At 64.1% G+C, this 25,144-nt stretch carries 22 protein-coding genes and 1 riboswitch; of the genes, 7 read left to right on the top strand and 15 right to left on the bottom strand.

Annotation, left to right across the window (positions count from 1 at the left end):
* Position 1 precedes the first annotated feature (1 nt).
* A complete protein-coding gene (locus VVT58_RS16820; RefSeq protein ID WP_327754606.1) occupies positions 2 to 1,132 on the bottom strand; it encodes an efflux RND transporter periplasmic adaptor subunit in 1,131 nt (376 codons plus the stop codon).
* 243 nt (positions 1,133 to 1,375) lie between these two features.
* Here VVT58_RS16820 and VVT58_RS16815 point away from each other — a divergent pair, with 243 nt between their 5' ends.
* The 6 genes from VVT58_RS16815 to VVT58_RS16790 all read left to right on the top strand — a co-directional run bounded on the left by VVT58_RS16815 (position 1,376) and on the right by VVT58_RS16790 (position 9,185).
* Positions 1,376 to 2,098, top strand: a complete 723-nt coding sequence (locus VVT58_RS16815) for a response regulator transcription factor (protein ID WP_327754581.1) — start codon at positions 1,376 to 1,378, stop codon at positions 2,096 to 2,098.
* Positions 2,095 to 3,465, top strand: a complete 1,371-nt coding sequence (locus tag VVT58_RS16810) for an ATP-binding protein (protein WP_327754580.1) — start codon at positions 2,095 to 2,097, stop codon at positions 3,463 to 3,465. The genes VVT58_RS16815 and VVT58_RS16810 overlap by 4 nt, the downstream gene beginning before the upstream one ends.
* Before the next feature lie 522 nt (positions 3,466 to 3,987).
* Complete coding sequence (locus VVT58_RS16805) at positions 3,988 to 5,931, top strand: PrkA family serine protein kinase (RefSeq protein WP_066562540.1); 1,944 nt, start codon at positions 3,988 to 3,990, stop codon at positions 5,929 to 5,931.
* A gap of 20 nt (positions 5,932 to 5,951) precedes the next feature.
* Positions 5,952 to 7,259, top strand: a complete 1,308-nt coding sequence (locus VVT58_RS16800) for a YeaH/YhbH family protein (RefSeq protein WP_066562538.1) — start codon at positions 5,952 to 5,954, stop codon at positions 7,257 to 7,259.
* Positions 7,260 to 7,272: 13 nt separating this feature from the next.
* Entirely contained in the window at positions 7,273 to 8,814 is a 1,542-nt protein-coding gene (locus tag VVT58_RS16795; RefSeq protein ID WP_327754579.1) for a SpoVR family protein, read from the top strand.
* A gap of 167 nt (positions 8,815 to 8,981) precedes the next feature.
* Entirely contained in the window at positions 8,982 to 9,185 is a 204-nt protein-coding gene (locus VVT58_RS16790; RefSeq protein ID WP_327754578.1) for a hypothetical protein, read from the top strand.
* 5 nt (positions 9,186 to 9,190) lie between these two features.
* Here the strand turns inward: VVT58_RS16790 and cobF are convergent, their stop codons facing one another.
* Genes cobF through cbiE form a run of 5 tightly spaced genes read right to left on the bottom strand, consistent with a single transcriptional unit; the run spans position 9,191 to position 13,619 of the window.
* The gene (gene cobF, locus VVT58_RS16785) at positions 9,191 to 9,946 is read right to left on the bottom strand and encodes a precorrin-6A synthase (deacetylating) (protein WP_327754577.1); all 756 of its coding nucleotides are present in this window, start codon (positions 9,944 to 9,946) and stop codon (positions 9,191 to 9,193) included.
* A gap of 1 nt (position 9,947) precedes the next feature.
* Entirely contained in the window at positions 9,948 to 11,258 is a 1,311-nt protein-coding gene (locus VVT58_RS16780) for a cobyrinate a,c-diamide synthase (protein ID WP_327754576.1), read from the bottom strand.
* Positions 11,255 to 12,037 (bottom strand): precorrin-4 C(11)-methyltransferase, encoded by a 783-nt coding sequence (cobM, locus tag VVT58_RS16775; protein WP_327754575.1) that lies wholly within the window; start codon positions 12,035 to 12,037, stop codon positions 11,255 to 11,257. The genes VVT58_RS16780 and cobM overlap by 4 nt, the downstream gene beginning before the upstream one ends.
* Positions 12,034 to 12,399 (bottom strand): cobalamin biosynthesis protein, encoded by a 366-nt coding sequence (locus tag VVT58_RS16770; protein ID WP_327754574.1) that lies wholly within the window; start codon positions 12,397 to 12,399, stop codon positions 12,034 to 12,036. Before VVT58_RS16770 ends, cobM begins: the two co-directional genes overlap by 4 nt.
* The gene (cbiE, locus tag VVT58_RS16765) at positions 12,396 to 13,619 is read right to left on the bottom strand and encodes a precorrin-6y C5,15-methyltransferase (decarboxylating) subunit CbiE (protein WP_327754573.1); all 1,224 of its coding nucleotides are present in this window, start codon (positions 13,617 to 13,619) and stop codon (positions 12,396 to 12,398) included. Before cbiE ends, VVT58_RS16770 begins: the two co-directional genes overlap by 4 nt.
* Between cbiE and VVT58_RS16760 the strand changes: the two genes are divergently transcribed.
* On the top strand, positions 13,618 to 14,367 hold the full coding sequence (locus VVT58_RS16760; protein ID WP_327754605.1) for a cobalt-precorrin-6A reductase: 750 nt from the start codon (positions 13,618 to 13,620) through the stop codon (positions 14,365 to 14,367). The two genes, cbiE and VVT58_RS16760, sit on opposite strands and share 2 nt — an antisense overlap.
* Here VVT58_RS16760 and cobJ read toward each other — a convergent pair.
* The 9 genes from cobJ to VVT58_RS16715 form a co-directional block, all read right to left on the bottom strand.
* Positions 14,343 to 15,092 carry a precorrin-3B C(17)-methyltransferase gene (gene cobJ / locus VVT58_RS16755; protein ID WP_327754572.1) on the bottom strand — a complete coding sequence of 250 codons (750 nt, stop codon included), beginning with the start codon at positions 15,090 to 15,092 and terminating at the stop codon, positions 14,343 to 14,345. The two genes, VVT58_RS16760 and cobJ, sit on opposite strands and share 25 nt — an antisense overlap.
* Entirely contained in the window at positions 15,089 to 15,808 is a 720-nt protein-coding gene (cobI, locus tag VVT58_RS16750; RefSeq protein WP_327754571.1) for a precorrin-2 C(20)-methyltransferase, read from the bottom strand. The genes cobJ and cobI overlap by 4 nt, the downstream gene beginning before the upstream one ends.
* Entirely contained in the window at positions 15,805 to 16,434 is a 630-nt protein-coding gene (locus tag VVT58_RS16745) for a precorrin-8X methylmutase (protein ID WP_327754569.1), read from the bottom strand. Before VVT58_RS16745 ends, cobI begins: the two co-directional genes overlap by 4 nt.
* A complete protein-coding gene (locus tag VVT58_RS16740) occupies positions 16,434 to 17,498 on the bottom strand; it encodes a cobalamin biosynthesis protein CobG (protein ID WP_327754604.1) in 1,065 nt (354 codons plus the stop codon). Before VVT58_RS16740 ends, VVT58_RS16745 begins: the two co-directional genes overlap by 1 nt.
* Positions 17,499 to 17,671: 173 nt before the next feature.
* Positions 17,672 to 17,899, bottom strand: a riboswitch (cobalamin riboswitch).
* Positions 17,900 to 17,991: 92 nt separating this feature from the next.
* Complete coding sequence (gene bluB, locus VVT58_RS16735; RefSeq protein WP_327754603.1) at positions 17,992 to 18,600, bottom strand: 5,6-dimethylbenzimidazole synthase; 609 nt, start codon at positions 18,598 to 18,600, stop codon at positions 17,992 to 17,994.
* Between the two features lie 17 nt (positions 18,601 to 18,617).
* Entirely contained in the window at positions 18,618 to 19,223 is a 606-nt protein-coding gene (cobO, locus tag VVT58_RS16730; RefSeq protein WP_066562507.1) for a cob(I)yrinic acid a,c-diamide adenosyltransferase, read from the bottom strand.
* Positions 19,224 to 19,225: 2 nt separating this feature from the next.
* The gene (gene cobN, locus VVT58_RS16725) at positions 19,226 to 22,942 is read right to left on the bottom strand and encodes a cobaltochelatase subunit CobN (RefSeq protein WP_327754568.1); all 3,717 of its coding nucleotides are present in this window, start codon (positions 22,940 to 22,942) and stop codon (positions 19,226 to 19,228) included.
* Positions 22,942 to 23,997: a cobalamin biosynthesis protein CobW gene (gene cobW / locus VVT58_RS16720; protein WP_327754567.1), complete on the bottom strand. Its 1,056-nt coding sequence runs from the start codon at positions 23,995 to 23,997 to the stop codon at positions 22,942 to 22,944. Before cobW ends, cobN begins: the two co-directional genes overlap by 1 nt.
* Positions 23,994 to 25,079 (bottom strand): HoxN/HupN/NixA family nickel/cobalt transporter, encoded by a 1,086-nt coding sequence (locus VVT58_RS16715; RefSeq protein ID WP_405053748.1) that lies wholly within the window; start codon positions 25,077 to 25,079, stop codon positions 23,994 to 23,996. The genes cobW and VVT58_RS16715 overlap by 4 nt, the downstream gene beginning before the upstream one ends.
* Positions 25,080 to 25,144 lie beyond the last annotated feature (65 nt).

The raw sequence follows: 25,144 nt of genomic DNA, 5'->3' as shown, positions 1-25,144 counted from the left end.
CTTATTTCGCGGCCTGATCGACGGGCACGGGTTTCACCGCGTCGCCGGGCTGCACCTTGTCGGTGCCCTCCACGATCAGTCTGTCGCCTTTTATAAGCCCGCTGGTGATCAGCCATTTGTCACCCACCGCCTGCGCTGCGGTGACGATGCGGCGTTCGACCTTGCCCGACTTGTCCACGATCAGGGCGGTGGCGTTGCCCTTGGGGTCGCGGCTGATGCCCTGTTGCGGCACGAGGATGGCGCCCGGAACGACCGATTGCGGCGCGACGACGCGCACGAACATGCCCGGCAGCAGCAGGCTGTCGGGATTGGGGAAGCGCGCCCGCAGCGTGACGGTGCCGCTGTCTGGATCGACGATCGGCTCGGCAAATTCAATGCGGCCTTCGAGCGGATAGTCGGTGCCGTCGTCCAGTTTCAGCCGGATCGTGGCGCTGGCGGGCAGCGCGTTGCCGGCGGCGAGGGCGCGGCGCAGTTGGAGCAGCTTTGCGCTGGACTGCGTCACATCGACGAAGATCGGGTCAAGCTGCTGGATGGTGGCGAGCGCTGTCGTCTGGCTGGCGGTCACCAGCGCGCCGGGCGTGACCGAGGACCGGCCGATGCGCCCGCTGATCGGGGCGCGGACCTGGGTGAAATTGAGGTTGATGCCGGTGGTCTGGAGCGTGGCGCGGGCTTGGCTCACGGCGGCGGCGGCCTGGCGGGCGGTGGCGATCACATCGTCGCGATCCTGCGCGCTTACTGCCTCGCTCTGGCCAAGGGTGCGGTAGCGATTGGCCTTTGCCTGGGCGGCGGCGGCGGTCGCCTGCGCGCTGGCCAGCGTCGCCTGCGCCTCGTCGCGGGAGGCGCGGTAGAGCGAAGGGTCGATCTGGTAGAGCGGCTGGCCCGCCGTCACATAAGAGCCTTCGGTGAAGAGGCGCTTCTGGACCACGCCCGCCACCTGCGGCCTGACCTCCGACATCATGGTGGAGGCGGTGCGGCCGGGCAATTCGGTGGACACTGTGACATTCTGCGTCGTCAGCGTCACCACGCCGACCTCGACCGGCCCTTTTTTCGGCGGTTCCCTGTGACCGCAGGCGGCGACCAGCGCACAAAGCGCGATGGGGGCGATCCGGAGGGCAGAGAGGCGGCTGGGCATGGTCGGTGGACGGGTCCAAATGACGAGAGGGATCTTCGCCCGGCGCAGGGGGAGGGGAGGGACGCGCCGGGCGAAGGTCGGCTCCGTCATCCGGCGCCGACCTTGCCCTCATGATCGTTTGGCGCGCACCATTCCAGCGCGACTTATTGTCCCGATGGTTCAATCTGTAGCGGATTGTATCTTTATGTATCTGCGCGGGCGGCAGGCGCAGACTTGACGCGAAAATGCGGCTAGAAGGCGCCCATGCCCGATCCGTCCCGTCCGCCCCGCGTGATTGTCGTCGATGATGATGAGGATATCCGGGATCTGATCGTCGGCCAGCTTGCGCAGGAACGCTATGAGGTGCTGGCGGCAGGGAGCCTTGGCGAACTGCAAGCGCTCTTGGCGACGCAGGCGGTCGACCTGATCGTGCTCGACCTCAACTTGCCCGACGGCGACGGGCTGTCGCTGTGTCGGGAATTGCGGGCGCAGGGCAGCGGCGTTCAGATCATCATGGTGACGGCGCGGGGCAGCGCCATCGACCGGGTGCTGGGGCTGGAGCTGGGCGCCGACGATTATCTGACCAAGCCGTTCGAGCCGCGTGAACTGCTGGTGCGTATCCGCAACCTGTTGCGGCGATCGCGGAACGAAGAGCCCGTGCGGCAAAAGACGGCGCGGATCGCGCGTTTCGGACCCTGGCGGCTGGACCTGTTCCAGCGCCGCCTGATCGCCATCGACGACCGGCTGATCATGCTGTCCTCCGCTGAATTCCGCTTGCTCTCCCGCTTCATAGAGGAGCCCAATATGGTGCTTTCCCGCGAGGCGCTGGTGCCGGAGCGGCGGGCGACGGCCGCGTTCGATCGGTCGATCGACTTGCAGGTCAGCCGGTTGCGGCAGAAGCTGGCCGACAGCCCCGGCGGCGACGGCCTGATCCTGACTGTGCGCGGCGAAGGCTACGTCCTGGCCAGCACGGTGACATACGAATGATGGTTCCGGTCGTGGCGCGGGCGCGCAATTTCTTCCGGTCGCTGGTGGGACAGATATTCCTGTTGCTGACGGTCGGCATGATGACCGCCGCCATCCTGGCGCTGCTGGTCGCGGAGCAGGCCCGGCATCTCGATTTCGAACGCTGGCGCCTGCAGCGCGTGGTGGCGAGCGCCGTCGACATCGCGCAGCGCCTGAGTCATGACCCGGTGCGGATCGAGGCGATGCTCAAGGACCAGCAGATCATGGGCGCCAGGACGGCGCCGAGCGGAATCGCCCTGACCGATCCGGACCCGGCCTTGGCGCACGCGCTGGAGGCGCGGTTCGGGCCGCGTTCCAACCCGGAGGCGGGGCAGGTGCCTGCGGGGCTTTGCTTCCCTGCGAGCAAGGCCGATCCGAATAACCGTGCGGCCGGACTGATCGGCGCGCCGCGGCCCGATTGCTGGGTCGTCCGCTTTACCGACAGCACGGGCGAGCGGCGGTCGCTCGCGCTCTATCTGCCGCGCCTGGTCAAGCCGCCCAGCAATCTTGCCAAGCCGGTCTATCTGCTGCTGATCCTGCTCTCTTCGGCGGGTCTGGCGATCGTCGTGGCGCGCTTCGTCGCCAAGCCGCTGCGCCGGCTGGAACGGGCGGCCGAGGCCTTCTCCATATCGATCGACCCGGAGGAAATTCCCGAACGGGGGCCGGAAGAGGTGCGGGCGGCGCTGTCCACCTTCAACCTGATGCAGCGCCGGGTGCGGGCTGGCTTTGCCGAGCGGACGCAATTGCTTGCCGCGATCAGCCATGACCTTCAGACGCCGCTCACCCGCCTGCGCCTGCGGTTGGAACTGGTCGAGAATGAGGAATTGCGGGCGCGGCTGCTGCAGGATCATCAGGCTATGATGACGCTGGTGCGCGAGGGGCTGGACCTGGCGGCAAGCACGGAAGCGCAGGAGGACTGGTCGGTGATCGACATCGATTCGCTGCTCACCAGCATGGCGGAGGACGCGCAGGATCTGGGATCGCCGGTCCGTTTCCTGGCGGGCTGTGGCGGGACCGTGCGGGTCAAGCCCAATGCGCTCACGCGCTGCATCAGCAATCTGGTGAACAATGCGGTCAAATATGGCGGCAGCGCGGACATCAGTTGCGCGCGGCAGGCGGGGCGCGTGCTGATCGAGGTGCGCGACCATGGGCCGGGCATAGCGCCCGATCAACTGGATCAGATGTTCGAGCCCTTCACCCGCGGAACGGCCGGTCAGCCGGGCGGGCGGCCGGGGACGGGAATCGGCCTCACCATCGCGCGGTCGCTGGCGCTGAGTTTCGAAGCGTCGGTGCGGTTGACCAATGCATCGGATGGGGGACTGGCAGCCACGATCGATATGAAGGCCTGAGATGCGCCCTTGGACGCATAGCCGCACCAGCCCTCTCCCTCACCCGGCCACCCAACGGCAGTATCATATGGGTGGCCGGGTGAGGGGGAGGGCTGGTGCGGCGCTAAAATGCGCTCTTCCGCGCGTTTCCAAACAGACTCTGACCGATCGATCCGGACTCAGGGCGGGAGAGCGCAGTGGAACCAATGCAACCTTGACGAGATTATCTCCATTACCCTCTTCCCTCTCAAGGCCTCAGGTGACACTATGCATTAGATCGCGGCGGGGGAACGTCGCGCCGATTTGAAGATGCTGCATGACGGCGGCGCGGTAAGGTCTTGCCGGTCGCAGGATTACCGTCGTGCAAATGCCGGAAATGCTTTCGCTTCGCCGGACGAGCATCGTGCGTTCTTTTTTATAGAACTATGCAGATTAACTTTCGGACAGATTTGAATTTTTTACTCTATCATCCTTCTATTACACTGTTTTTACGGACCATATGGGTCTATATACATTCCGTGGCTACTTTAGCGGGAGTCGCCAGTGACAAAAAATGAGCTGTTTTCCAGCTTTACGCGGAAGTTCGATGATCGGCGTCAGGCCGAAATGTCCGTCGAAGATTATCTGCTGGGGTGTCGCAACGATCCATTGATGCATGCATCAGCGCCGGAGCGATTGCTGGCGGCGATCGGCGAGCCGGAGATCATCGACACCTCGCGCGATCAGCGGTTGGGCCGGATCTTCATGAACCGGACGATCCGACGCTATAAGAGCTTCACCAATTTCTACGGCATGGAAGGGACGATCGAACATATCGTCAGTTTCCTGCGCCATGCCAGCCAGGGATTGGAGGAGCGCAAGCAGATACTCTACCTGCTGGGTCCGGTCGGCGGCGGCAAGTCGTCGCTGGCGGAGCGGCTCAAGGCGTTGATGGAGGTCCATCCCATCTATGTGCTGAAGGCAGGGGACGAGATCAGCCCGATCTTCGAAAGCCCGCTCGCGCTGTTCGATGCCGAGCAGCATGGCGATTTCATCGAGGAAAATTACGCTATCCCCCGGCGGCGGCTGACCGGCATGATCAGCCCCTGGTGCCGTAAGCGGCTGGACGAGTTTGGCGGCGACATCTCGCAGTTCAAGGTCGTCAAGATGATGCCCTCGCGCATGCGGCAGGTCGCCATTGCCAAGACCGAGCCGGGTGACGAGAACAACCAGGACATCAGTTCGCTGGTCGGCAAGGTCGACATCCGCAAGCTGGAGATGCTCTCTCAGAACGATCCCGATGCCTACAGCTATTCGGGCGGTCTCAACCGGGCGAACCAGGGCATGCTGGAATTCGTCGAGATGTTCAAGGCGCCGATCAAGATGCTCCACCCGTTGCTGACCGCGACGCAGGAGGGCAATTATATCGGCACGGAGAATATCGGCGCCATCCCCTATAACGGCATCATCATGGCCCACTCCAATGAATCGGAATGGGCGAATTTCAAGAATAACAAGAATAATGAAGCCTTTATCGACCGCATCTACGTCATCAAGGTGCCCTATAGTTTGCAGTCCACTGAAGAACGGCATGTTTACGAGAAATTGCTGAGGGAATCCGATCTCAGCAAGGCGCCCTGCGCGCCGGGGACTTTGGACATGCTGGCGCGCTTTTCGGTGCTGACCCGGCTGCGCGAGCATGAGAACAGCAATCTCTATTCCAAGATGCGCGTCTATGACGGCGAAATGCTGCGGGAGATCGACCCCAGGGCCAAGAGCTTGCAGGAATATCGCGATGCCGCGGGCGTGGATGAAGGCATGTCGGGCATTTCCACCCGCTTCGCTTTCAAGGCGCTGTCGGCCACCTTCAACCATGACACGATCGAGATCGCGGCCGACCCGGTGCACCTCATGTATGTGCTGGAAGGCATGGTACGGCAGGAGCAGTTCCCGGCCGAGGTCGAGGCGCGCTATCTGGAGTTCATCAAGGGCGAGCTGGCGCCGCGCTACGCTGAGTTCATCGGCAATGAGATTCAGAAGGCCTATCTCGAATCCTACCATGATTATGGGCAGAATCTTTTCGACCGCTATGTCGCCTATGCCGACGCGTGGATCGAAGATCTCGACTTTAAGGATCCCGACACCGGGCAGTTGCTGGACCGGGAAATCATCAACCAGGAGCTGTCTAAGACGGAAAAGCCCGCAGGCATCGCCAATCCCAAGGATTTCCGTAACGAGGTCGTGAAATTCGCGCTGCGCATGCGGGCAAGCAATGACGGGCGCAATCCGTCCTGGACCAGTTACGAGAAGATCCGCGAAGTCATAGAGAAGCGGATGTTCAGCCAGGTCGAGGATCTGTTGCCGGTCATCAGCTTTGGGTCGAAGAAGGATGGCGACACCGCGAGCAAGCATGACGAATTCGTCGCGCGGATGATCGAAAGAGGCTATACTGAGCGGCAGGTCCGGCGGCTTGTCGAATGGTATATCCGCGTGAAACAGGCCGGTTGATGGAGGGCGCATAAGCCACCATGCACATAGTCGACAGACGGCTGAATCCAGGAGGCAAGAGCCTGGTCAACAGGCAACGCTTCTTGCGGAGGGCAAGAGCCTATGTGCAGCAGGCGGTGCGCGATAGTCTAAAGGACCGCAGCATCAAGGATCTGGACAAGGAAGGCCAGATTTCGATCCAGCGCGACGTCATCCACGAACCGACGCTGCATCGCGCCGCGCAGGGTGGCAATCGCGAACGGGTGTTCCCCGGCAATCACGACTATATGGAAGGCGACCGGATCAAGCGGCCCGACGGCGGCGCGGGTGCGGGATCGAAAGCCGGGCAGGGTGAGGGGAATGACGATTTTCAGTTCGCTCTCAGCCGGGAAGAGTTTCTGGACCTGTTCCTGGACGATCTGGAGCTGCCGGACCTGGCCAAGCGGCGGCTGATCGGCGGGGCGGTCGACGGAATTCGGCGCGCTGGCTATTCGACGGCCGGCAATCCATCCAACCTGTCCGTGCCGCGCACCATGCAGAAGGCGATGTCGCGGCGGCTGGCGCTGCGTCGTCCCAAGGGCGCCGATCTTGCGCGGATCGAGGAAGAGATTGCGCTGATCGAGGCACGCGATCCCGCCTTGCCCGACGACGCCGTGCGGCTGGAGGCCTTGCGGGAGGAGCGCTCGACGATCATCCGGCGGCGCAATCTGATCGCCTATATCGATCCCGTCGACCTGCGCTATCGCCGGTTCGAAACGGTGCCCAAGCCGGTGGCCCAGGCAGTGATGTTCTGTTTGATGGATGTATCCGGCTCCATGACGGAGCATATGAAGGATCTGGCGAAGCGTTTCTTCGCGTTGTTGCACTTGTTCCTGACGCGCTGCTACGAGCATGTCGAGGTGGTGTTCATCCACCATACCGACCGGGCGGCGGAAGTGGACGAGCAGACCTTCTTCTACAGCACGGTGACGGGCGGGACTTTGGTATCGAGCGCGCTGGAAAAGCTGATCGAGGTGGTGCAGGAACGTTTCCGGCCGGACGATTGGAACATCTATGTGGCGCAGGCGTCGGACGGCGACACCATGCAATCCGACAATGGCCGGGTGGTCAGCCTGATGCAGCAGGAAATCCTGCCGTTCAGCCAATATTTCGCCTATCTGGAGGTCGGACGCGAGGAATTTGCCGATATCGAGACGGTCGGTACGGCGACCGGGCTGTGGCAAGCCTATGCGCCGGTCAGCGAGGCCCACCGCAATTTTGTGATGCGCAAGGTGCATCACCGGCGCGAAATCTATCCCGTTTTCCGCGAATTGTTCCAGCGCAAGGGCGTGGCGGAGCGGAGTTCATGATGGTGGAGTTGGCATGACGGGCGCTTTGGCACCGGCCCCGCTGTTCACGGGGAGCGATTGGGACTTTTCGCTCATCAACCGCATCCATGATACGATCGAGCCGATCGCGCTCAAGGAAATGAAGCTGGATATCTATCCCAACCAGATAGAAATCATCAGCGCGGAACAGATGCTGGACGCCTATTCCTCCATAGGCATGCCGCTTTTTTACAAGCATTGGTCCTTCGGCAAGCAGTTCGTGACCAATGAGATGATGTACCGCAAGGGGCTGCGGGGCTTGGCCTATGAACTGGTCATCAACTCCGATCCCTGCATCAACTATCTGATGCAGGAAAACAGCGCGACGATGCAGACTTTGGTCATCGCGCATGCCGCCTTCGGACATAATCATTTCTTCAAGAATAATTATGTCTTCAAGCAATGGACCGATGCGGAAGGGATTCTCGACTATCTGGAGTTCGCCAAGCGCTATATCGCGCAATGCGAGGAGCGCTATGGCCAGTTGCCGGTCGAGCGGGTGCTGGATGCTGCCCATGCGCTGATGAACCAAGGCGTGCACCGCTATCCTCGCGTCCGGCCGAGGGATCTCAAGGCCGAGGCAGCGCGGGAAGCGGAGCGTCAGGCCTATCGCGACCGGATTTATGACGATCTGTGGCGCACAGTACCCACAGGAGCCAAGGCCGACGCGATCCCCAGCGACGCAAGGCGGGCGGCCCTTGGGCTGCCGCAGGAGAATATCCTCTATTTCCTTGAAAAGACCGGCCCCCGGCTGGAAAGCTGGCAGCGGGAAATATTGCGGATCGTGCGGCTGATCGCGCAATATTTCTACCCTCAGCGCCAGACCAAGGCGATGAATGAGGGATGCGCCACCTATACCCATTATCGCATCATGACGACACTGCATGAACGGGGTTGGATCACCGACGGTTCATTCATGGAATTCCTGCAATCCCATACCAATGTCGTCTATCAACCTACTTATGATTCAGGACATTTTAGTGGGTTCAATCCCTATGCGCTGGGTTTCGGCATCATGTCGGACATTGAGCGCATCTGCCGCGAGCCGACGGAGGAGGACCGGCAATGGTTCCCGGAAATCGCCGGATCGGGCGACGCGATGGAGGTGTTGAAGGATATCTGGGCCAATTATCGCGATGAAAGCTTCGTTTCGCAATTTCTGAGTCCTCATCTGATCCGGCAATGGCGGCTGTTCAAGATTCTCGACCGGCAGGGCGAGTCGGAGTTGCGGGTCGACGCCATTCATGATGAGCGCGGTTATCGGCGGATTCGGCGCTCTTTGGCGCGGGAATATGAAATCGGGCGGCAGGAACCGGACATCCAGGTGGTCGATGTCGACCTGGCCGGCGACCGCAAGCTGATCGTGGAGCATGCCGTCCTGGATGGCGTGCAACTGGACGCGGGCGATGCTGCCATGGTCTTGCAAAACCTGGCAAATCTCTGGGGTTATGAAGTGCTGTTGACGGAGGTCGACTCCGAAACGCGCAAGGCGTTGAAGAGCCACAGCGCGCAGCCCACCGCAGGGTGGTTGCGCTAAACCGGTGCGCGGGGGGGGACGGGTGCTGGGCGCAGGCAAGATTCCGTTTTCAATCCGTGTTAGGAACGGCTAAGTTGACGGCCGGTTTTTCGTGGGCGAAGTTTGATCTGTCGCTCTGCCAAGGCGATGGAGAGGATGAGCCCCCGCGACAGGCAGGAGTTCGATTCATGACGAATGCTCTTACACCAGAAGAGTGTCTTGACCGGGCAAGGATGCATGAACAACTGGCGGCGACGACCGCCGATGCCTCGGCGCGCATGATGCATCAGGCCATGGCCGCTGAATTCCGCCGCCGGGCCGAAATGGCGGTCGACGGCATGCGACAGGTAGCCAGCAGGCCTATCATCGAGTTGATGCCCAACGTCGCTTGACGGCTTCAGGGCCGTTGGGCTCGACCGCGCTTGCGTAAAAGATAGATATCCATGATCCAGCCCTGTTCCTTGCGGAGCATGGTGCGGCGTCGGATGATATCTGGTCCGGTCATGGCCAGCGGGCCATACGCCAGCGTCTCTTGCGGCATGCCCAGATAGGCGCCCCACCATATGTCGATGCCTTGGGCCGCCAAGGTCTGGAAGGCGCAATCGCCGTCCAGCATGACGACAAGGCTGTCGGCGCCGTCCGGCCAGCCCTGTTCGCGAAGGCGGCGGCCGGTGGTGATCAGCACGGGCTCTGCCAGATCGTTGAGGCAGATGCCGTGGGCGGCGGTCAACGCCTGGATGCTCGTGATGCCGGGGGTGACGCGGACCCTGACGTTCGGCAGGCGCGCGGCGATGCGAAGGCTGCTGTCGTAAAGCGATGGATCGCCCCAGACCAGCAGCGCAAGCGTGCCGCCGTCGGGAAGGTTCCGAACGATCTGCTCCATCCAGAGCGCGGCGATAGCGTCGTGCCAGTCGAGGACGGCGTCGACATAATCCTGTCGGTCAGCGCGCCGGGGCATATCGAATTCCACGATCCTGATTGGATTGGTCAGCAATTCGGCACAGATCGTCCGGCGCAGGTCGATAAGGTCGGATTTCTCGTCGCCCTTGCGGGGCAGCAGGATCAGGTCGGCCGCGTTCATCGCCTTCACCGCCGCGAAAGTCAGATGGTCGGGATTGCCCGTGCCGATGCCGATGAGGTGGAGGGTGATCATGTCAGGCTTCCGATGCGGGGGCGATGAGGTGGAAGAAACTGCCAGTGACGAGGCCGCGATGCGATCCGCTGGATGCGACGGCGTTACCTTCCGCATCGGTCACGCGCGCCAGCGGGCTGTCGGGCTGCTCGACGATCGTGGAATAGTGAAATTCATGGCCGTTCAGCATCGCACCGGCGGGCATGCCGCCCATGGGCGCGAGCAGGCGTGCCCGGCGATAGCCCAGATGCAGGCGCCGCTCCGCAAAACTGGTGACCAGGCCGAGCAGGCCCGCCATGGCGTGAGCCTGGCCCTGCGCGTCGATCAGCGCTTGGCCTAAGACCATATAGCCGCCGCATTCGCCATGGACGGGCCGGTCTTGCGCATGGCGGCGCAGGCCGGACAGGAAATGGTGCGCATGGGCGATGCGGGCGGCGTGCAGTTCAGGATAGCCGCCGGGGAGCCAGACGGCATCGGCATCGGCGGCGGGCGCTTCGTCGGCCAGAGGGGAAAAGGGCAGGATTTCCGCCCCCGCGCTTCGCCAGTCCGACAGAAGATGCGCGTAGGTGAAGGAAAAGGCTTCGTCCTGGGCGATGGCGATGCGCTGGCCGGGCGGTATCGACGGGACTGCGCAACGGTCTTGCGGTATCGTCGGACAGGCAGCCTCGCGGATCGCGTTCAGGTCCACATGAGCGGCGACGATGTCGGCCATGCGATCGATGACCCGGTCGAGATCGGTCTGTTCGCTGGCCTGGACCAGTCCGAGATGCCGTTCCGGCAAGCCGAGTTCGGCGGAGCGAGGGATGGCCCCGAGGACCGCTATGCCCGCCTGCGCCATTGCTGCGCGGATCAGCCTTTCATGACGCTCGCTGGCGACATGGTTGAGGATCACGCCTGCCATGGCGATATCGGAACGCAGGCTCCGGAAGCCGCTGGCGATGGCGGCGGCGGACTGGCTCTGGCCCGACACGTCCATGACGAGGACGACCGGCCAGCCGAACAGGGCGGCGATGTCGGCGCTGGAGCCGGTGCCTGCTTCTCCGCTGGCGGGCGCGCCGTCGAACAGACCCATCACGCCTTCCGTCAGGATAAGATCGGCATCCGGCCCGTCCGCGATGGCGGCGATTCGCGTGCGGGACATGGCCCAGCTATCGAGGTTGAAGGACGGACGGCGGGCTGCGGCCTGCTGAAAGGCGGGGTCGATATAGTCGGGGCCGGACTTGAACGGCTGAACCCTGAGCCCCATGCGAGTGAAGGCGCGCAGCAGGCCGAGCGTGACGGTCGTCTTGCCCGATCCGGAGCGGGGGGCGGCTATGAGCAAGCCGGGCGTCATGGCTTGTCGATGAAGACGGAATCGGCGCTGGCCGGACGGAACCGGCGGTCATAGCTGGGGGCATAAAGGCTGCTTTCCATGAAATCCTCATTGCCCAGCACCGGGCCGACCAGGATGATGGCGGTGCGTTCGGGGCCATCGGCTGCGGCTTGCGCGATGGTGGCGAGCGTGGCGCGGACGATCCTCTGGTCGGGCCAGCTTGCGCGCCAGACCACGGCCACGGGGCATGCGGCGCCATAAAGCGGCGTAAGGTCGCCTACTACCTGAGCCAGATTATGGATCGAAAGATGGATGGCGAGCGTGGCGCCCGTCGCTCCGAAGGCGGTCAGGCTTTCGCCGGGCGGCATGGCGCTGGCGCGACCGGGGGTGCGGGTGAGGACGAGCGACTGGCCGAGTTCGGGCAGGGTCAGTTCCGCGCCGATCGCGGCGGCGGCGGCGGCGAAGGACGGGACGCCGGGCGTGATGCTGGTGGGGATGCCGAGTGCTTTCAGGCGCCGGAGTTGCTCCCCCATGGCCGACCAGACAGACGGGTCGCCGGAATGGAGGCGGGCGATATCCTGCCCTGCTTCATCGGCCTCAGCCATGATGGCGATGATTTCGTCCAGGGTGAGCGGCGCGCTGTTCACGATTCGCGCACCCGGCGGGCAGTGATCGAGCAAGGCGGCGGGCACGAGCGAACCGGCATAGAGGCAGACGGGGCAGCTTGCGATCAGGTCGCGCCCGCGCAGGGTGATGAGGTCGGGCGCGCCGGGACCTGCGCCAATGAAATGGACGGTCATGGGCGGCGGCTTTCGGCTAGGGCGCAACTCGCAAGGCGATCGGGTGAGAAGGCGCGGGGAGCGAGCAGGCGCGCATGGGGGGCGAGGGCGGCGAGGGCGGCAGCTTCGGCCACGCTGCCGGTGCCATAGGCTGCGATGCTGGCGGGAGATCGGGTGATCGTTGGTTGATTGGCCAGACGGTCCGCTGTGATGGCGATGAGGGGGAGGGACAGCTTGTGCGCCAATGGGGCGAGCTGGTCGGCTTTGCGATCCAGCGTGGCGAGCGCATCCACGGTAATCTTTGCGCCCGTCGCCTCTTCCAGCGCAGATTCCAGCGAGGCAATGGACGCGCTCGTCCGGAAGCCGAAGCCGGCGACGATCATAGCGTGACGCTCCACTGCACCAGCGGATAGGCGGAACGCCAGCCGCGACGGGTGCCGAGGGGCGCTGCCTGCGATAGTTCGATGCGGAGCAGCTCGCCGCCCTTGGCGGCATGCCATTGGGCAAGCAGCGTTTCGGATTCCAGTGTAACGGCGTTGGCGACGAGGCGCGTGGGTCCGCCGGGCAGGGCGAACAGCGTTTCAAGCAGAGCTTGGCTGAGACCCCCACCGATGAAGACGGCGTCGGGGCGGGACCGGCCGCCCAGAATGTCCGGGGCTCTGCCTTCGATGACGGCCAGGCGGTCCACCCCCAACGCGAAGGCGTTGGCGCGTGTACGGGCGGCGCGTTCGGGATCGGCTTCGAAAGCGACCGCATCCGTCGAGGGATGGGCGAGAAGCCATTCTATGGCGATCGAGCCGGACCCTGCCCCTATGTCCCAAAGCGTTTCACTGGGGCGGGGCGCCAGCGCGGACAGGGTCAGGGCGCGGGCGGGGCGCTTGGTGATCTGGCCGTCATGGTCGAACCAGTCGTCGGGGATACCGCTGGAGCGGGGAAGTGTCCGGCCTTCGCCCGTCATCGACAGGCCGACCGCGACGGGATGGGCGATGTCGGCAAAGTCCAGCGTTTCCGCCGTGCTTTGGCGGATGCGCTCGCGCGGGCCGTCCAGCGCTTCCAGCACATGGATGGTCGAGGTGCCGAATCCTTGCTCTTTCAGCCAGGCAGCCAGTTCGCCCACCGCCGGGCCGTCGCGCAGCAGCAGGATGGCGCGGCGGCCCGGCACGAGGCTTGGGCGCAGCCGTGTCAGCGGCGCGGCATGGAGACCGTGGCATTCCATATCCTGAAGCGGCCAGCCTAGTCGGGCGGCGGCGAGAGCAAAGGTGGACGGTGCGGGGTGCGCCGTCCATTCCTGCCGCTCCAGATGTCGCGTGACGCTGGCGCCCGCGCCGAACCAGAAGGGATCGCCCGAGGCCAGCATGACGGTGGGTTTGCCACGCCGGGCCAGCAACGCCCGAACGCCCTCTTCGAACGGGACTGGCCAGATCAGGGTTTCCGCCTTAAAGGCAGGCAGCAGCGCGAGATGGCGCGGCGCTCCCATGATGAGCGCGGCGTCCTCCAGCGCGTCGCGGGCGGCGGACGACAGGCCATCCAGGCCGTCTTCTCCGATCCCGACGATCGTCAGCCAGGGACCGTCAGGCCAGTGACCTTCAGGAGCTTCGGGCATTTCCAATATCCTCATATTGGGCGGGACGACCGAGGCCAGCGCGCTTGCTGCGGCACTGGCCGAGCGACACGCGCCCGCTGTGTTGAGCTATGCCGGGCGGACGGACAGGCCACGAGCGCAGCCCGTCCCGGTGCGCGTCGGCGGTTTCGGCGGCGTCGCGGGGCTGGTTCGCCATCTGCGGGACGAGCGCGTCACCCATCTGGTCGATGCGACCCATCCCTTCGCCGCGACGATGAGCGAGCATGCCGTGGCGGCTGCGCGAGAGGCCGGAGTGGAGCATATCATGCTGACCAGGCCGTCCTGGGTCGCGGCGGAGGGGGATCGCTGGACGCATGTGCCGGACATTGCCGGAGCCGTGGCGACGCTGAACGGGTCCGCCCGGAATGTGATGCTGGCGTTGGGACGAATGCATGTCGACGCTTTCGCCGTACAGCCGCAGCATCATTATCTGTTGCGCTTCGTCGACATGCCGGTCGTTGCGCCGGGACTGCCGCGCCATAGTCTGGTGGTCGACCGGGGCCCTTTCACCAGTGATGGAGACATAAGGTTGATGCGCGATCATGGCATCGACATCATCATCTCGAAAAATGCGGGGGGCAGCGGCGCGCAAGCGAAGCTGATCGCGGCTCGGTCGCTGGGACTGCCGGTCGTGATGATCGACCGCCCCCCCTGTCCCGCCGCGCAGGTGACGCATGAGGTCTCCGGGGTGCTGGAATGGCTGGGTCATGCGGCAGAGCGGGGAGTGTAGAGGATGGGCTGGCCGGGCCGCTCGATCAGGCGGGTGCGGCTGGACCCGACGATGACGATGGTGCGCATGTCGGCCATGTCCGGAGTGGCCCCGCTCAAGGGGACGATATGCAGGCTCTCTTCCGGTGTCGAGACGGCGCGGGCGAACAGGATGAGGCGATCCTCGCAGCATTCCTCGCGCAAGACATCCAATGCGCGTCCGAAGCCTTCAGGGCGAGACCTGGAGCGCGGATTGTAGAAGGCCATGGCGAAATCGGCCTGTACAGCGAGGCGCAGGCGGCGCTCGATCAGCGGCCAGGGCTTGAGATTGTCGGACAGGTTGATGGCGCAGAAATCATGGCCGAGCGGCGCACCCGCCTTCGCGGCGGCGGCGAGCATGGCGGTGATGCCGGGGAGGACGCGGATGTCGAGCATGCGCCATTCCTTCGGACCCGCTTCGAGCGCCTCGAACAGGGCGGAGGCCATGGCGAAGACGCCGGGATCGCCGGAGGACACGACCGCCACCCGCTTCCCTTGCGCGGCGAGGGTCAATGCGTGGGTGGCGCGATCCAGTTCGACGCGGTTGTCCGTGGCATGGAGCGTCAGGCCGGGACGTTCCGCAATGCGGGCGACATAGGGGATATAGCCGATGACGTCGCTCGCCTCCGCCAGCGCATCCGATACCTCCGGCGTGATGAGCGCGTCCGCTCCTGGGCCGAGGCCTGCTATGGCGATCCAGCCCGTCATGGACGGCGGCCCTGCCCGTGGATCAGCAGGATCGAGAAATAGGCGGTGACATCGATTGCCTCCGCCAAAGGCGTGATCCGCTGATCGGCCATGGTCGCATATTCCACCAGCCAGGCGCAGTCCTGCTTGCCGGCCGCTTCGACAGCGCGGCGGAGCTTGGGGAGGTTGCGGCCGATCTTCATGACGACCAGCGCGTTTGTGTCACGGATACGGCGGGCCAGTTCCTCTTCAGGCAAGGTAGCCATCAGCACCGTCGTCACATCGTCGCCCCAACTGATCGGCGTGCCACTGGCGGTCCAGGCGCCGGACATGCCGGTGATGCCGGGGACGATCTTTACGGGCGCCGAGAGACGGCTGTGCAGGTGCATGAAGCTGCCGTAGAAAAAGGGATCGCCTTCGCAGAGGACCACCACATCCTCGCCAGTGGCGGAAAGCCGGTCCAGATGGGCGGTGCAATCGGCGTAGAAGCCGGACAGGACTTCATTATAGCGCGGGTCGGACAGCGGGATTTCCGTCGTCACCGGATATTCCATCGGATATTCGATGGCGTCAGGACGCAACATGCCCTCCACGATCCGGCGGGCATGGCCGGATTTTCCCCTTTTGCGGAAATAGGAGACATGGCTGGCTTCGCGGATCAGGCGGTCGGCGCGGACGCTCATCAGGTCCTGCGCGCCGGGGCCCAGGCCTACGCCATGGATGATGCCGTTGGTCATTCTGCCGGACTCGCTATCGCATTGATCGCCGCGACCGTGATGGCGCTGCCGCCCAGACGGCCCTCCACGATGCAGCAGGGGACGGGCTGACTCTGCCAGAGCGCTTCCTTGGACTCCGCCGCGCCGACGAAGCCGACCGGGCAACCGATGATCGCGGCGGGGCGGGGACAGGCGGGGTCTTCCAGCATATTGAGCAGATGGAAAAGCGCTGTGGGGGCATTGCCGATCGCGACCAGCGCCCCCTCCAGATGCGGGCGCCAGAGTTCGAGCGCGGCCGCCGAGCGGGTGTTCGACATTTGCGCCGCCAGCGTTGGAACTTGTGGATCGTTCAGCGTGCAAAGGATCGGGTTTTGGGCAGGCAAGCGTCTTGTGGTGACGCCTTCGGACACCATGCGCGCATCGCATAGGATCGCCGCCCCTGCCTCCAGCGCAGCGATGGCGGTCCGGGCGAAAGTAGGGGAAAAGCGGATGTGGGAAGCCAGGCCGACCAGCCCCGCCGCGTGGATCATGCGGACCGCGATGCGTTCTTCCTCCGTCGAGAAGCGAGCGAGATCGGCCTCGGCACGGATGGTGCGGAAGGATTGCCGGTAGATGGCGGCGCCATCGGTTTCGTAGATATGGGGCATTAGTGGCTTCCGAAGAGGGCGAGAATCTGGTCGGGGGCAAGGCTGGCCTGGTCGGGCGGCGATCCGGCGCGGGCCTTGCGGGAAAGGTCGAAGCGGCCCCGATTGCCGGTGAGGACGATGTCGGCAGGCCTTGGACGCGCGCAGCCCTTGGCGCAGCCGGAAACATGCAGCGAGCCGTCGACAAGGGGTGCAAGCCGGGTGGCGAGGCCGCGGGTCGCTACGCTGGCCTGCGGGCAGGCCGGTGCGCCGGGACATGCGTCGATGCGGAGCAACGGGTCGGTGAAGGCGTGATCGGGGCTGGTCGTGCCGCCTTCGAGAATCAGGCCGCGCCATGGGGTAAGGCGCAGCGCGACAACGCCTTGCTGTCCGGCCAGAGCGGTGAGGCTGTCAGCGTCGAGCCGACCGAAGGGGATGCCGTGAAAGGGACCGGGAGCCTGGGTGAGAAGCTGCGGAATCGGGCGTGCCGCAGCGGGAGCGACCTTGGGATGTACTAGCAGCGGTGCTTTGTGCCGCGCCATACGGCCGGAGGTGGCTCCGTCCGTTGCCAGGAACCAGCGGGTGAGCGCGATCAGATCCTGAACGGCCGTTTCCGCAGAGGTGGGCGTGCCGAAGGCGTGTCCTTCGGCGCGGAGCAGCAGGGCGCCAGGGGAACTGCGTTCGAAGCGGAAATCGGCGGGGACGCGGGTGAGGCAGGGAGCAGGGCCGGTGTCGATGGCAATGCCGATCTTGGGAGGAAGATCGGGCAGGTCGTCGAGACGGGCAAGCAGATTTTGGGCGATGTTTTGCGTGTCGTCTCCGGCGGACCAATCGGGAGCGAGCAGGAAATTGCGGCGCGCTTCGCGGGTCGGATCAGGATCGGTGAGGCCGAGCGCGACAAGCTGCCCGAGCAGCGCGGGATGGCTTTGCTCCGTCACGCCCCGGACCTGAAGCGCGGCGCGGTTGGTGAGGTCGATCTGGCCGTTGCCGTGGCGGCGGGCGGCATCGCTGAGGCCGATAGCCTGGGCCACCGTCATGCGGCCGAGCGGAGGGCGGACGCGCACCAGCAGGCCGTCGCCCGCCATCATCGGGCGCCAGGCCGTGGGACACCAGCCGCGAATGGCGGCGGATGATGCGCTCTGCGCGTCTGGCACCGGATTTCACCTCCCACGTCGCAACGACGACTGGAGGATGCTTCCCCAGCCGCTTATCCGTCGCTCGTGCGGAGAACCGAGCCGCGACCATCCCCTGGGTCATGGCTAGAGCGACCTTTGCGTTCGGCAGGTCTCCTGGCTTGCGGGTCATAGCCTTGGCAGGGGGCCTTCCCGGATTGCTCCAGTGGCTGGCCGTCCCCGGTTGATGGGGGTTGGCCGATCCTTGCCTTGCTCGCCGCTCACAGTTGCAGGGACAGCCACGGATTAGGGAGTTTCCTCCCGCACCGCGTTCCCATTTAAGCCCCTTGCGGGGCACCGACGCGATCGATGGAGCGAACGGATGCCCGCTCCGGAGGCGGTTCATACGCGCAGAGTGGGGGAAAGGGAAGTGGGGAGAATTTGCTCCCCTGCGCAGGCAGTAGGGGAGTCAGCGAGTCACGATCGCGGAATGCCAATCGGTGCGATGCTCCCAGCCGCGCCGTTCCAGTTCCGGCGTCGCTTCCTCGCTCACCGGATAGCCGAGGCACAGCAGGCCGAGGCAGCGCCAATTTTCCGGAACCTCCAGCATCGCATCGACCGTGGGACGATCCAGAATCGATATCCATCCCATGCCGATGCCGCGCGTGCGGGCGGCCAGCCAGATAGTGTGAATCGCCATCACGCAGCTATAGCGGCGTGCTTCCGGCATGGTGATAGCGCCCAGCTTATGGCCGGTTTCAGTGCCTTCGTCGCAATAGACGGCGAACAGCACCGGCGCCTCCCGCAGGCCGTGCAGTTTCAGGCTACGGTACAGCCTGTCTTCATCGCCTTCATAAATCTTGCCCGCCTTGATGATCTGGGCATCGATATGGACGGCGAGATCTTCGCGCAAGGCGGGCGTGGCGATCCGGACGAAGCGCCAGGGTTGCGACAGCCCCACCGAGGGCGCGCTGTGGGCGAGGGCGAGGAGGCGTTCGACCTCATGTTCATCCAGCGGATCGGTCAGGAAATGGCGCACATCGCGACGCAGGTGCACCAATTCCTCGAAAGCGGCGATGTCGAAGGCAGTATGTGTCAGAATTCGATTCCTGGCTGAGCCTTCACGCCGCTGCGGAAGGGATGTTTGACAAGGGTCATTTCGGTGACGAGATCGGCCGCCTCGATCAGCGCTTCGGGCGCGTTGCGGCCGGTGATGAGGACGTGCTTCATTTCGCTTCTGGCGGTCACGGCTTCCAGCACCTCTTCGACCGGCAGATAGTCGTAGCGCAGGACGATATTGAGCTCATCGGCAAGGACCATATCATAGGCCGGGTCGGCAATCATGCGTCTGACTTCATCCCATGCTTCACGGGCAAGGGCAATGTCCCGCGTACGGTCCTGCGTGTTCCAGGTGAAGCCTTCGCCCATGGACTTGAACTCGACATGGTCGGGAAACGCATCGAACACCGTTTTTTCTCCGGTGGTCATGGCGCCCTTCACGAACTGGACGACGCCCACTTTCCTGCCATGGCCGATGGCGCGGACGACCATGCCCAGAGCTGCCGTCGTCTTGCCCTTGCCCTTGCCGGTATGGACGATGAGAAGACCCTTTTCCTGGGTCTTGGTCGCCATGATCTTGTCATGGGCGGCCTGTTTCTTCTTCATCTTTTCGGCATGTTGTTCGGGGGTGCGTTCGATCATTTCTAGGCGTCCTTGAGTTGGGTTAGGAGCATGGCGGCGCTGTTCGACCTGGGTTTCCAAAGCGCGCGATCGAGCGCTTCGGACAAGCGGGCGGCGGTTTCGCGCAGGGCTGCCGGATTGGCCTCCGCCATGAAGGCGCGAACCGTCTCGTCCTCAATGAAGGCGGCGTGGACGGCGTCGAAATGATGATCCTTCACCGCATGGGTGGTGGCGGCGAAGGCGAAGAGATAATCGACCGAGGCGGCGATCTCGAACGCGCCCTTGTAACCATGGCGCATCATGCCCGCGATCCATTTGGGGTTGGTGACCCGCGCTCTCACGATGCGGCCGATCTCATCCTCCAGCGTGCGGATGACGGGGCGTTCCGGGCGGCTGTGATCGTTATGATAGCTGAGCGGTTTCTTGCCGGAGAGATGTTCGACGGCGGCGGCTATCCCGCCCTCGAACTGGTAATAATCGTCGCTGTCGAGCAGATCATGTTCGCGATTGTCCTGGTTCTGGATCAGGGCGTCGGCTTGGGTCAGGCGCTCGGCAAAAAGGTTGCGCTCGGCTTCGCCTTCCACGCCGCCGCCATAGGCATAGCTGCCCCAGTCGAGATAGACGTTCGCAAGGTCGGCGCGGTCGTGCCAGATCTTCTCGTCGATCATCGCCTGTAGACCCGCGCCATAGGCTCCGGGCTTCGAGCCGAAGACGCGGCTTCCGGCCCGGCGCCGGGCGGTTTTTTCCGGCGTGCCTTGGGCGATCAGGGCGGCGGTTTCGATACGATGGCGGGCAGCGGCGGGATTGTCCTCCTCCGGTTCGTCCAGCGCCATGACGGCGCGGGCGGCGCTGTCCAGCAGGTCGATCTGCTCAGGGAAGGCATCGCGGAAAAAGCCGGAGACGCGGAAGGTGACGTCCACTCTTGGCCGATTCAGTTCCGCGATCTTCATCACCTCGAACCCGATGACCCGGCCGGAAGCCCAGTCCCAGCGAGGGCGCGCCCCCATCAGGGCGAGAGCCTGCGCGATGTCATCGCCGCCGGTGCGCATATTGGCCGTGCCCCAGGCGGAAAGCGCGATGGCGCGGGGATAGTCGCCCTCTCGCTGGAGATAGTCCTGCACGATGAGATCGGCGGAGCGCTGGCCGAGATTCCAGGCGGCGATCGTGGGCACGGCGCGGGTGTCGATCGAGTAGAAATTGCGGCCCGTGGGGAGGACGTCCGGGCGGCCTCTCGTCGGCGCGCCGGAAGGACCGGGAAGGACGAAATTGCCGTTGAGCGCCGATAGAAGCGCAGTCCTTTCGGCTTCGCCGCAAGCGCTGACGCGGGGGGCGAGGTCGGTTTCGATAGCGTTCAGGACAGCGGCGCTTAGCGGGCCGGGGGCAGGCTCCTCGCTATCAAGGAGATGGATGGCGTAGAGTTCTAGACGCTCCACTGTGTCGCCGGTGGTGCGCCATGGGGCTTGGGTCAAGCCTTGGAGCGGTTCCGGGCGGAGGCCCGTCCAGGGGCTGCCCATGACGCAATCGAGCGGGTCGAAATTCAGCGCCAGGTCATCGGCAAGCGCGCGCAGGAGGGATTGCTGGCCTTCATGATCCATGCCTCTGGGACAGCGGGCAAGGGCTATGAGCAGATCACGGCGGAGATGGCCTTCAGGGCTTTGGGTAAAGATATGCAGGCCGTCACGGATCTGCATTTCCTTGAGGTCGCACAGATAGTTGTCGATCGCAGCTAAAGCATCTTCTCCGCTGCCTTGAGCGTCTGCATCCTTATCCAACCCCTGCGAAGCGGCGAGCGCGAGTATGTCCTTGCGCAGCGTTTCCAAACGGCGCGGGTCCATGCCGGCGGCGAGATAATATTCGTCGACCAGCGCCTCCAGTTCCTTGAGCGGACCATAGGTTTCGGCCCGGGTAAGGGGTGGCGTCAGATGGTCGATGATGCAGGCGCCGATGCGGCGCTTGGCCTGCGTGCCTTCGCCGGGATCGTTGACGATGAAGGGGTAGATTTGCGGGATCGGCCCGGCGCAGATTTCGGGGAAGCAGTTTTCCGATAGCGCGATGGCCTTTCCGGGGAGCCATTCGAGATTGCCGTGCTTGCCGACATGAACGACGGCATGGGCGCTAAATTCCTGCGTCAGCCAGATGTGGAAGGCGAGATAGGCGTGCGGCGGCGGCAGGGCCGGGTCGTGATAGCTGGCCTTGGGATCGATATGATAGCCGCGCGATGGCTGGACCGCGACGGCGATGTTGCCGAAGCGGTGGACCGGGAGCCGGAAGGCGCCCTCCTGGAAGAAGGGGTCGGCTTCGGGCATGCCCCAACGGGTGTGAATCGCTTCGCGAGCGGCTTCGGGCAGGACGGCGAAGGCGGCTTGATATGCATCGAGGAGGAGCGAGACTTTGGCGGGACGATCGGGGGAGGCGTTGGTGATGCCGCCCGTCATGAGGCGCATCAGGGTTGCCCCGTCGGCGGGAGCGTCATGGGTGGTGTAGCCGGATTCCCCCAGCGCTTTCAGGATAGCGGTGGCACTGGCCGGCGTGTCGAGACCGACGCCATTGCCGATGCGGCCATCCTTGTTGGGATAGTTGGCGAGTACCAGCGCAACGCGACGCTCCGCAATGGTGGTCTGACGGAGTTTTGCCCAATTTGCAGTGAGTTGGGAAACAAATCTAACACGATTTTCCAATATGCGGGGCACGATGATGCTGCATTCCGTGCGCTCGTCGAAGCGGGCAGCGGCCTTGAACGCGACGGCGCGGGTGAAGAGGCGGCCATCCACTTCGGGAAGCGCGATATGCATGGCGAGATCGCGGGGGCCAAGGCCTCGGGCGCTCGCTTCCCAGGCGCCTTGTTCGGCGCTGGCGAAGATGGTTTGCAGGATCGGGCAGTCCGCCTGCTCCAGGATCGAGCGCGTGCGTGGTTCTCCCGGCGCGCTGGCGGCAAAGGCGGTGGCGTTGAGGATGACGTCAGGCGCGGTCCCTTCCATCAGGCCTTGCAGGAAATCCTTGGCGAAGGGTTCGCGCAGGGCGCGAACATGGACGGGGAGGACATTAAGGCCTGCTGCTTCGAGCCCTGCGATCATCGCATCGACGGCTTCGAGCGTGCCCGCAATCAGCAGGGCGCGGTAAAAGACGAACAGCGCTGTCGGTCGGCCTGCGGTCCAGCGGGCCTTGACCTGTTCCAATGTCGGACGGTCCGTACCGGGAAGGTAGAGACCGGCGTCGGCCACCGGAATCGGGGCATCGGGCGCCCCTGCATCGAAACCCGCGAGACGAGCGGCGGTCTTGAGGAAGGCGATGGCATTGGGAATGCCGCCTTGCCGGAGATAGTCGCGCAGATGGTCGCAGGTTTCCGCGGGCAGGGTCGAGGCTGCGCGCAGGTCCGGATCATCCTCCCGACCATCGGCCAGGGCGGCAAAGGCTATGCCTTTTTCGCGGGCTATATTGGTAATTTCATCAATACCATAGGGCCAATAGCTCTTACCGCCCAGCAGGATTACGCAGACGAATTTGGCGTGGGCGATCACCTTTTCGACATAGAGATCGACGGAATAAGGATGTTTGAGCTGGAGGAGATTGGCGAGGCGGATTGTTGGGCCTGCCTCACCCAAGGCTGCGGCGGCGCTGGCGAAGCAAGCGAGTTCGCTGTCCGCCACGGTCAGCAGCACGATGTCGCCCGGCGACTGGCCAAGGTCGATCGCTTCGTCGCCGTTGGAGACGGTGCCGGGCGTGGCGGTCAGCAGGTGCATCAGGCGGGGACCGTCTGCACCTTGAGGGCGGCCTTGATAGCGGTGCGATCCAGGCCCGTCTGGCCGATCACGACAAGGCGGGAGGAGCGTTGCTCGCTTGGCTGCCATTGGCGGTCGTAATGATGCTGGATGCGTGGACCGACGGCCTGGACGACCAGGCGAGCGGGGCGGCCTGCGATGGCGAGGAAACCCTTCACCCGCAACAGGTCGTGGGTGGCGATGGCGTCCGCGAGCGCCGCCAGCAACGGTTCGGGCGTGCCCAGTTCGCCAAGGTCGAGGATGAAGCTCTCGAAATCATCATGATCATGCTCCTCCTCATTGTCGTGATGGGATGGGCGGGCATCGATCTGATCTTCCACGCCTGAGTCCAGGCCGAGCAGGACAGCGGGATCGATTTCGCCCTTTGACGTGCGGATGATGCTGACGCCGGGACGGGTTTCCCGGGCCAAATCCCGTTCCAGACCCGCCAGTGTGGCGGCATCGACCAGGTCGGTCTTGTTGAGCAGGACGAGGTCGGCGCAGGCAAGCTGATCCTCGAACAATTCCTCGATCGGGCTGTCATGATCAAGCGTCGGATCGGCTGCGCGGGCGGCGGCAAGCGCGACCTCGTCATGGGCGAAGCGGCCTGCCGCCAATGCATCGGCGTCGATCAGCGTGATTACCCCATCCACTGTGGCGCGGGTGCGGATGTCGGGCCATTGGAAGGCCTTCACCAACGGCTTGGGCAATGCAAGGCCGGAGGTTTCGATGATGATGTGATCGGGGGGCGTCGGGCGGTCGAGCAGCTTTTGCATGGTCGGCAGGAAATCGTCCGCGACGGTGCAGCAGATGCAACCGTTCGCCAGTTCGATGATATCCTCGTCCGGGCAGGCTTCGTCGCCGCAGCCCTGAACCAGCGCGCCGTCGACGCCGACATCTCCGAACTCGTTGATGATGAGGGCAAGACGGCGGCCACCTGCATTTTCGATCAAGTGGCGGATCAGCGTCGTCTTGCCCGCGCCGAGGAAGCCGGTGATGACAGTGGCCGGAATTTTTGGGGCGGGAACCTTTTTCATGCGGGATTTCCTTGCGGTTCGAGAGTGACTTCGATCTCGTCGAAGCGTTTCCAGCGGTAGATGGCCCAGCTCGCCAGCCAGCAGGCAGCGAACAGGCCGATGATGAAGAAACCCAGGCTGTTGAAATGTTCGCCAAGGTCGGCGGCAAGGGTCCAGATGCCGCCGGTCAGGCCCAGCTTGTCGCCCAGCAGCGCCGCAGCCTCGATCCCGCCGATGAGCAGCGCGACCAGGGCGGACACCAGCGTGATGGTGATGTTGTAATAGAGTTTGCGGATCGGCTTCACGAAAGCCCATTGATAGGCGCCCATCATCAGCGCGCCGTCCGCCGTGTCGATCAGCGCCATGCCCACCGCGAAGAGCAGGGGGAAAATGAGGACGGTCGATATCGAAAGGCCGCTCGCCGCCTGGCCAGCCGACAGGCCCAGGATCGCGACTTCGGTGGCAGTGTCGAAACCGAGTCCGAAGAGAAAGCCGAGCGGGGCCATATGCCAGCTCCGCGTTATCAGCCGGAAAAGCGGGCGAAAGATGCGGGCCAGAAAACCGCGTGAACCGAGCAGAATATCCATATCTTCATCGATATAGAGCCCACCGTTGCGAACATGATTGAAGGTTTTGAGAACCGATCTCAGGATGATCAGGTTCATTGCGGCGATGGTGAAAAGGAATGTCGCGGAGACGATTGTTGCAATGGTGCCGCCGATCGCGCCCGCCGCTTCGACGCGGCTCAGCGCATTGGCGGCGATGGCGATGGTGACGGCGGCGATCAGGACGATGCCGCTATGGCCGATGGCGAACCAGAAGCCGACGGTCAGCGGGCGCTGGCCGTCCTGCATCAATTTACGGGTCACATTGTCGATGGCGGCGATATGGTCGGCATCGACGGCATGGCGCAGGCCCAGGCTCCAGGCCAGCAGCGCGGTCCCCAGCATGACCGTATCGCCCGCGAAGATCGTGAAGGCCCAGGCCCATGCGGCCAGATTGGCGGCGATCAGCGCGGCGAACATGGCCGTGGCACGGCGGCGGAGCAGGCCGGCCGATTCCATTGGGCTGGAACGGGCCAGGGCATTCAAAACAGGTCTCATCAGGGCGATCCCCCGTCGGCGTCAGCGAAACCGGACGGGACCTGCCTTCATGCCGGACGGACGCG

Origin of the sequence: Sphingobium sp. SJ10-10 (assembly GCF_036038995.2) — a bacterium.
GTDB lineage: Bacteria > Pseudomonadota > Alphaproteobacteria > Sphingomonadales > Sphingomonadaceae > Sphingobium.
The sequence above is the reverse complement of the archived record's forward strand: the minus strand, read 5'-3'. Positions and strand labels throughout refer to the sequence as shown.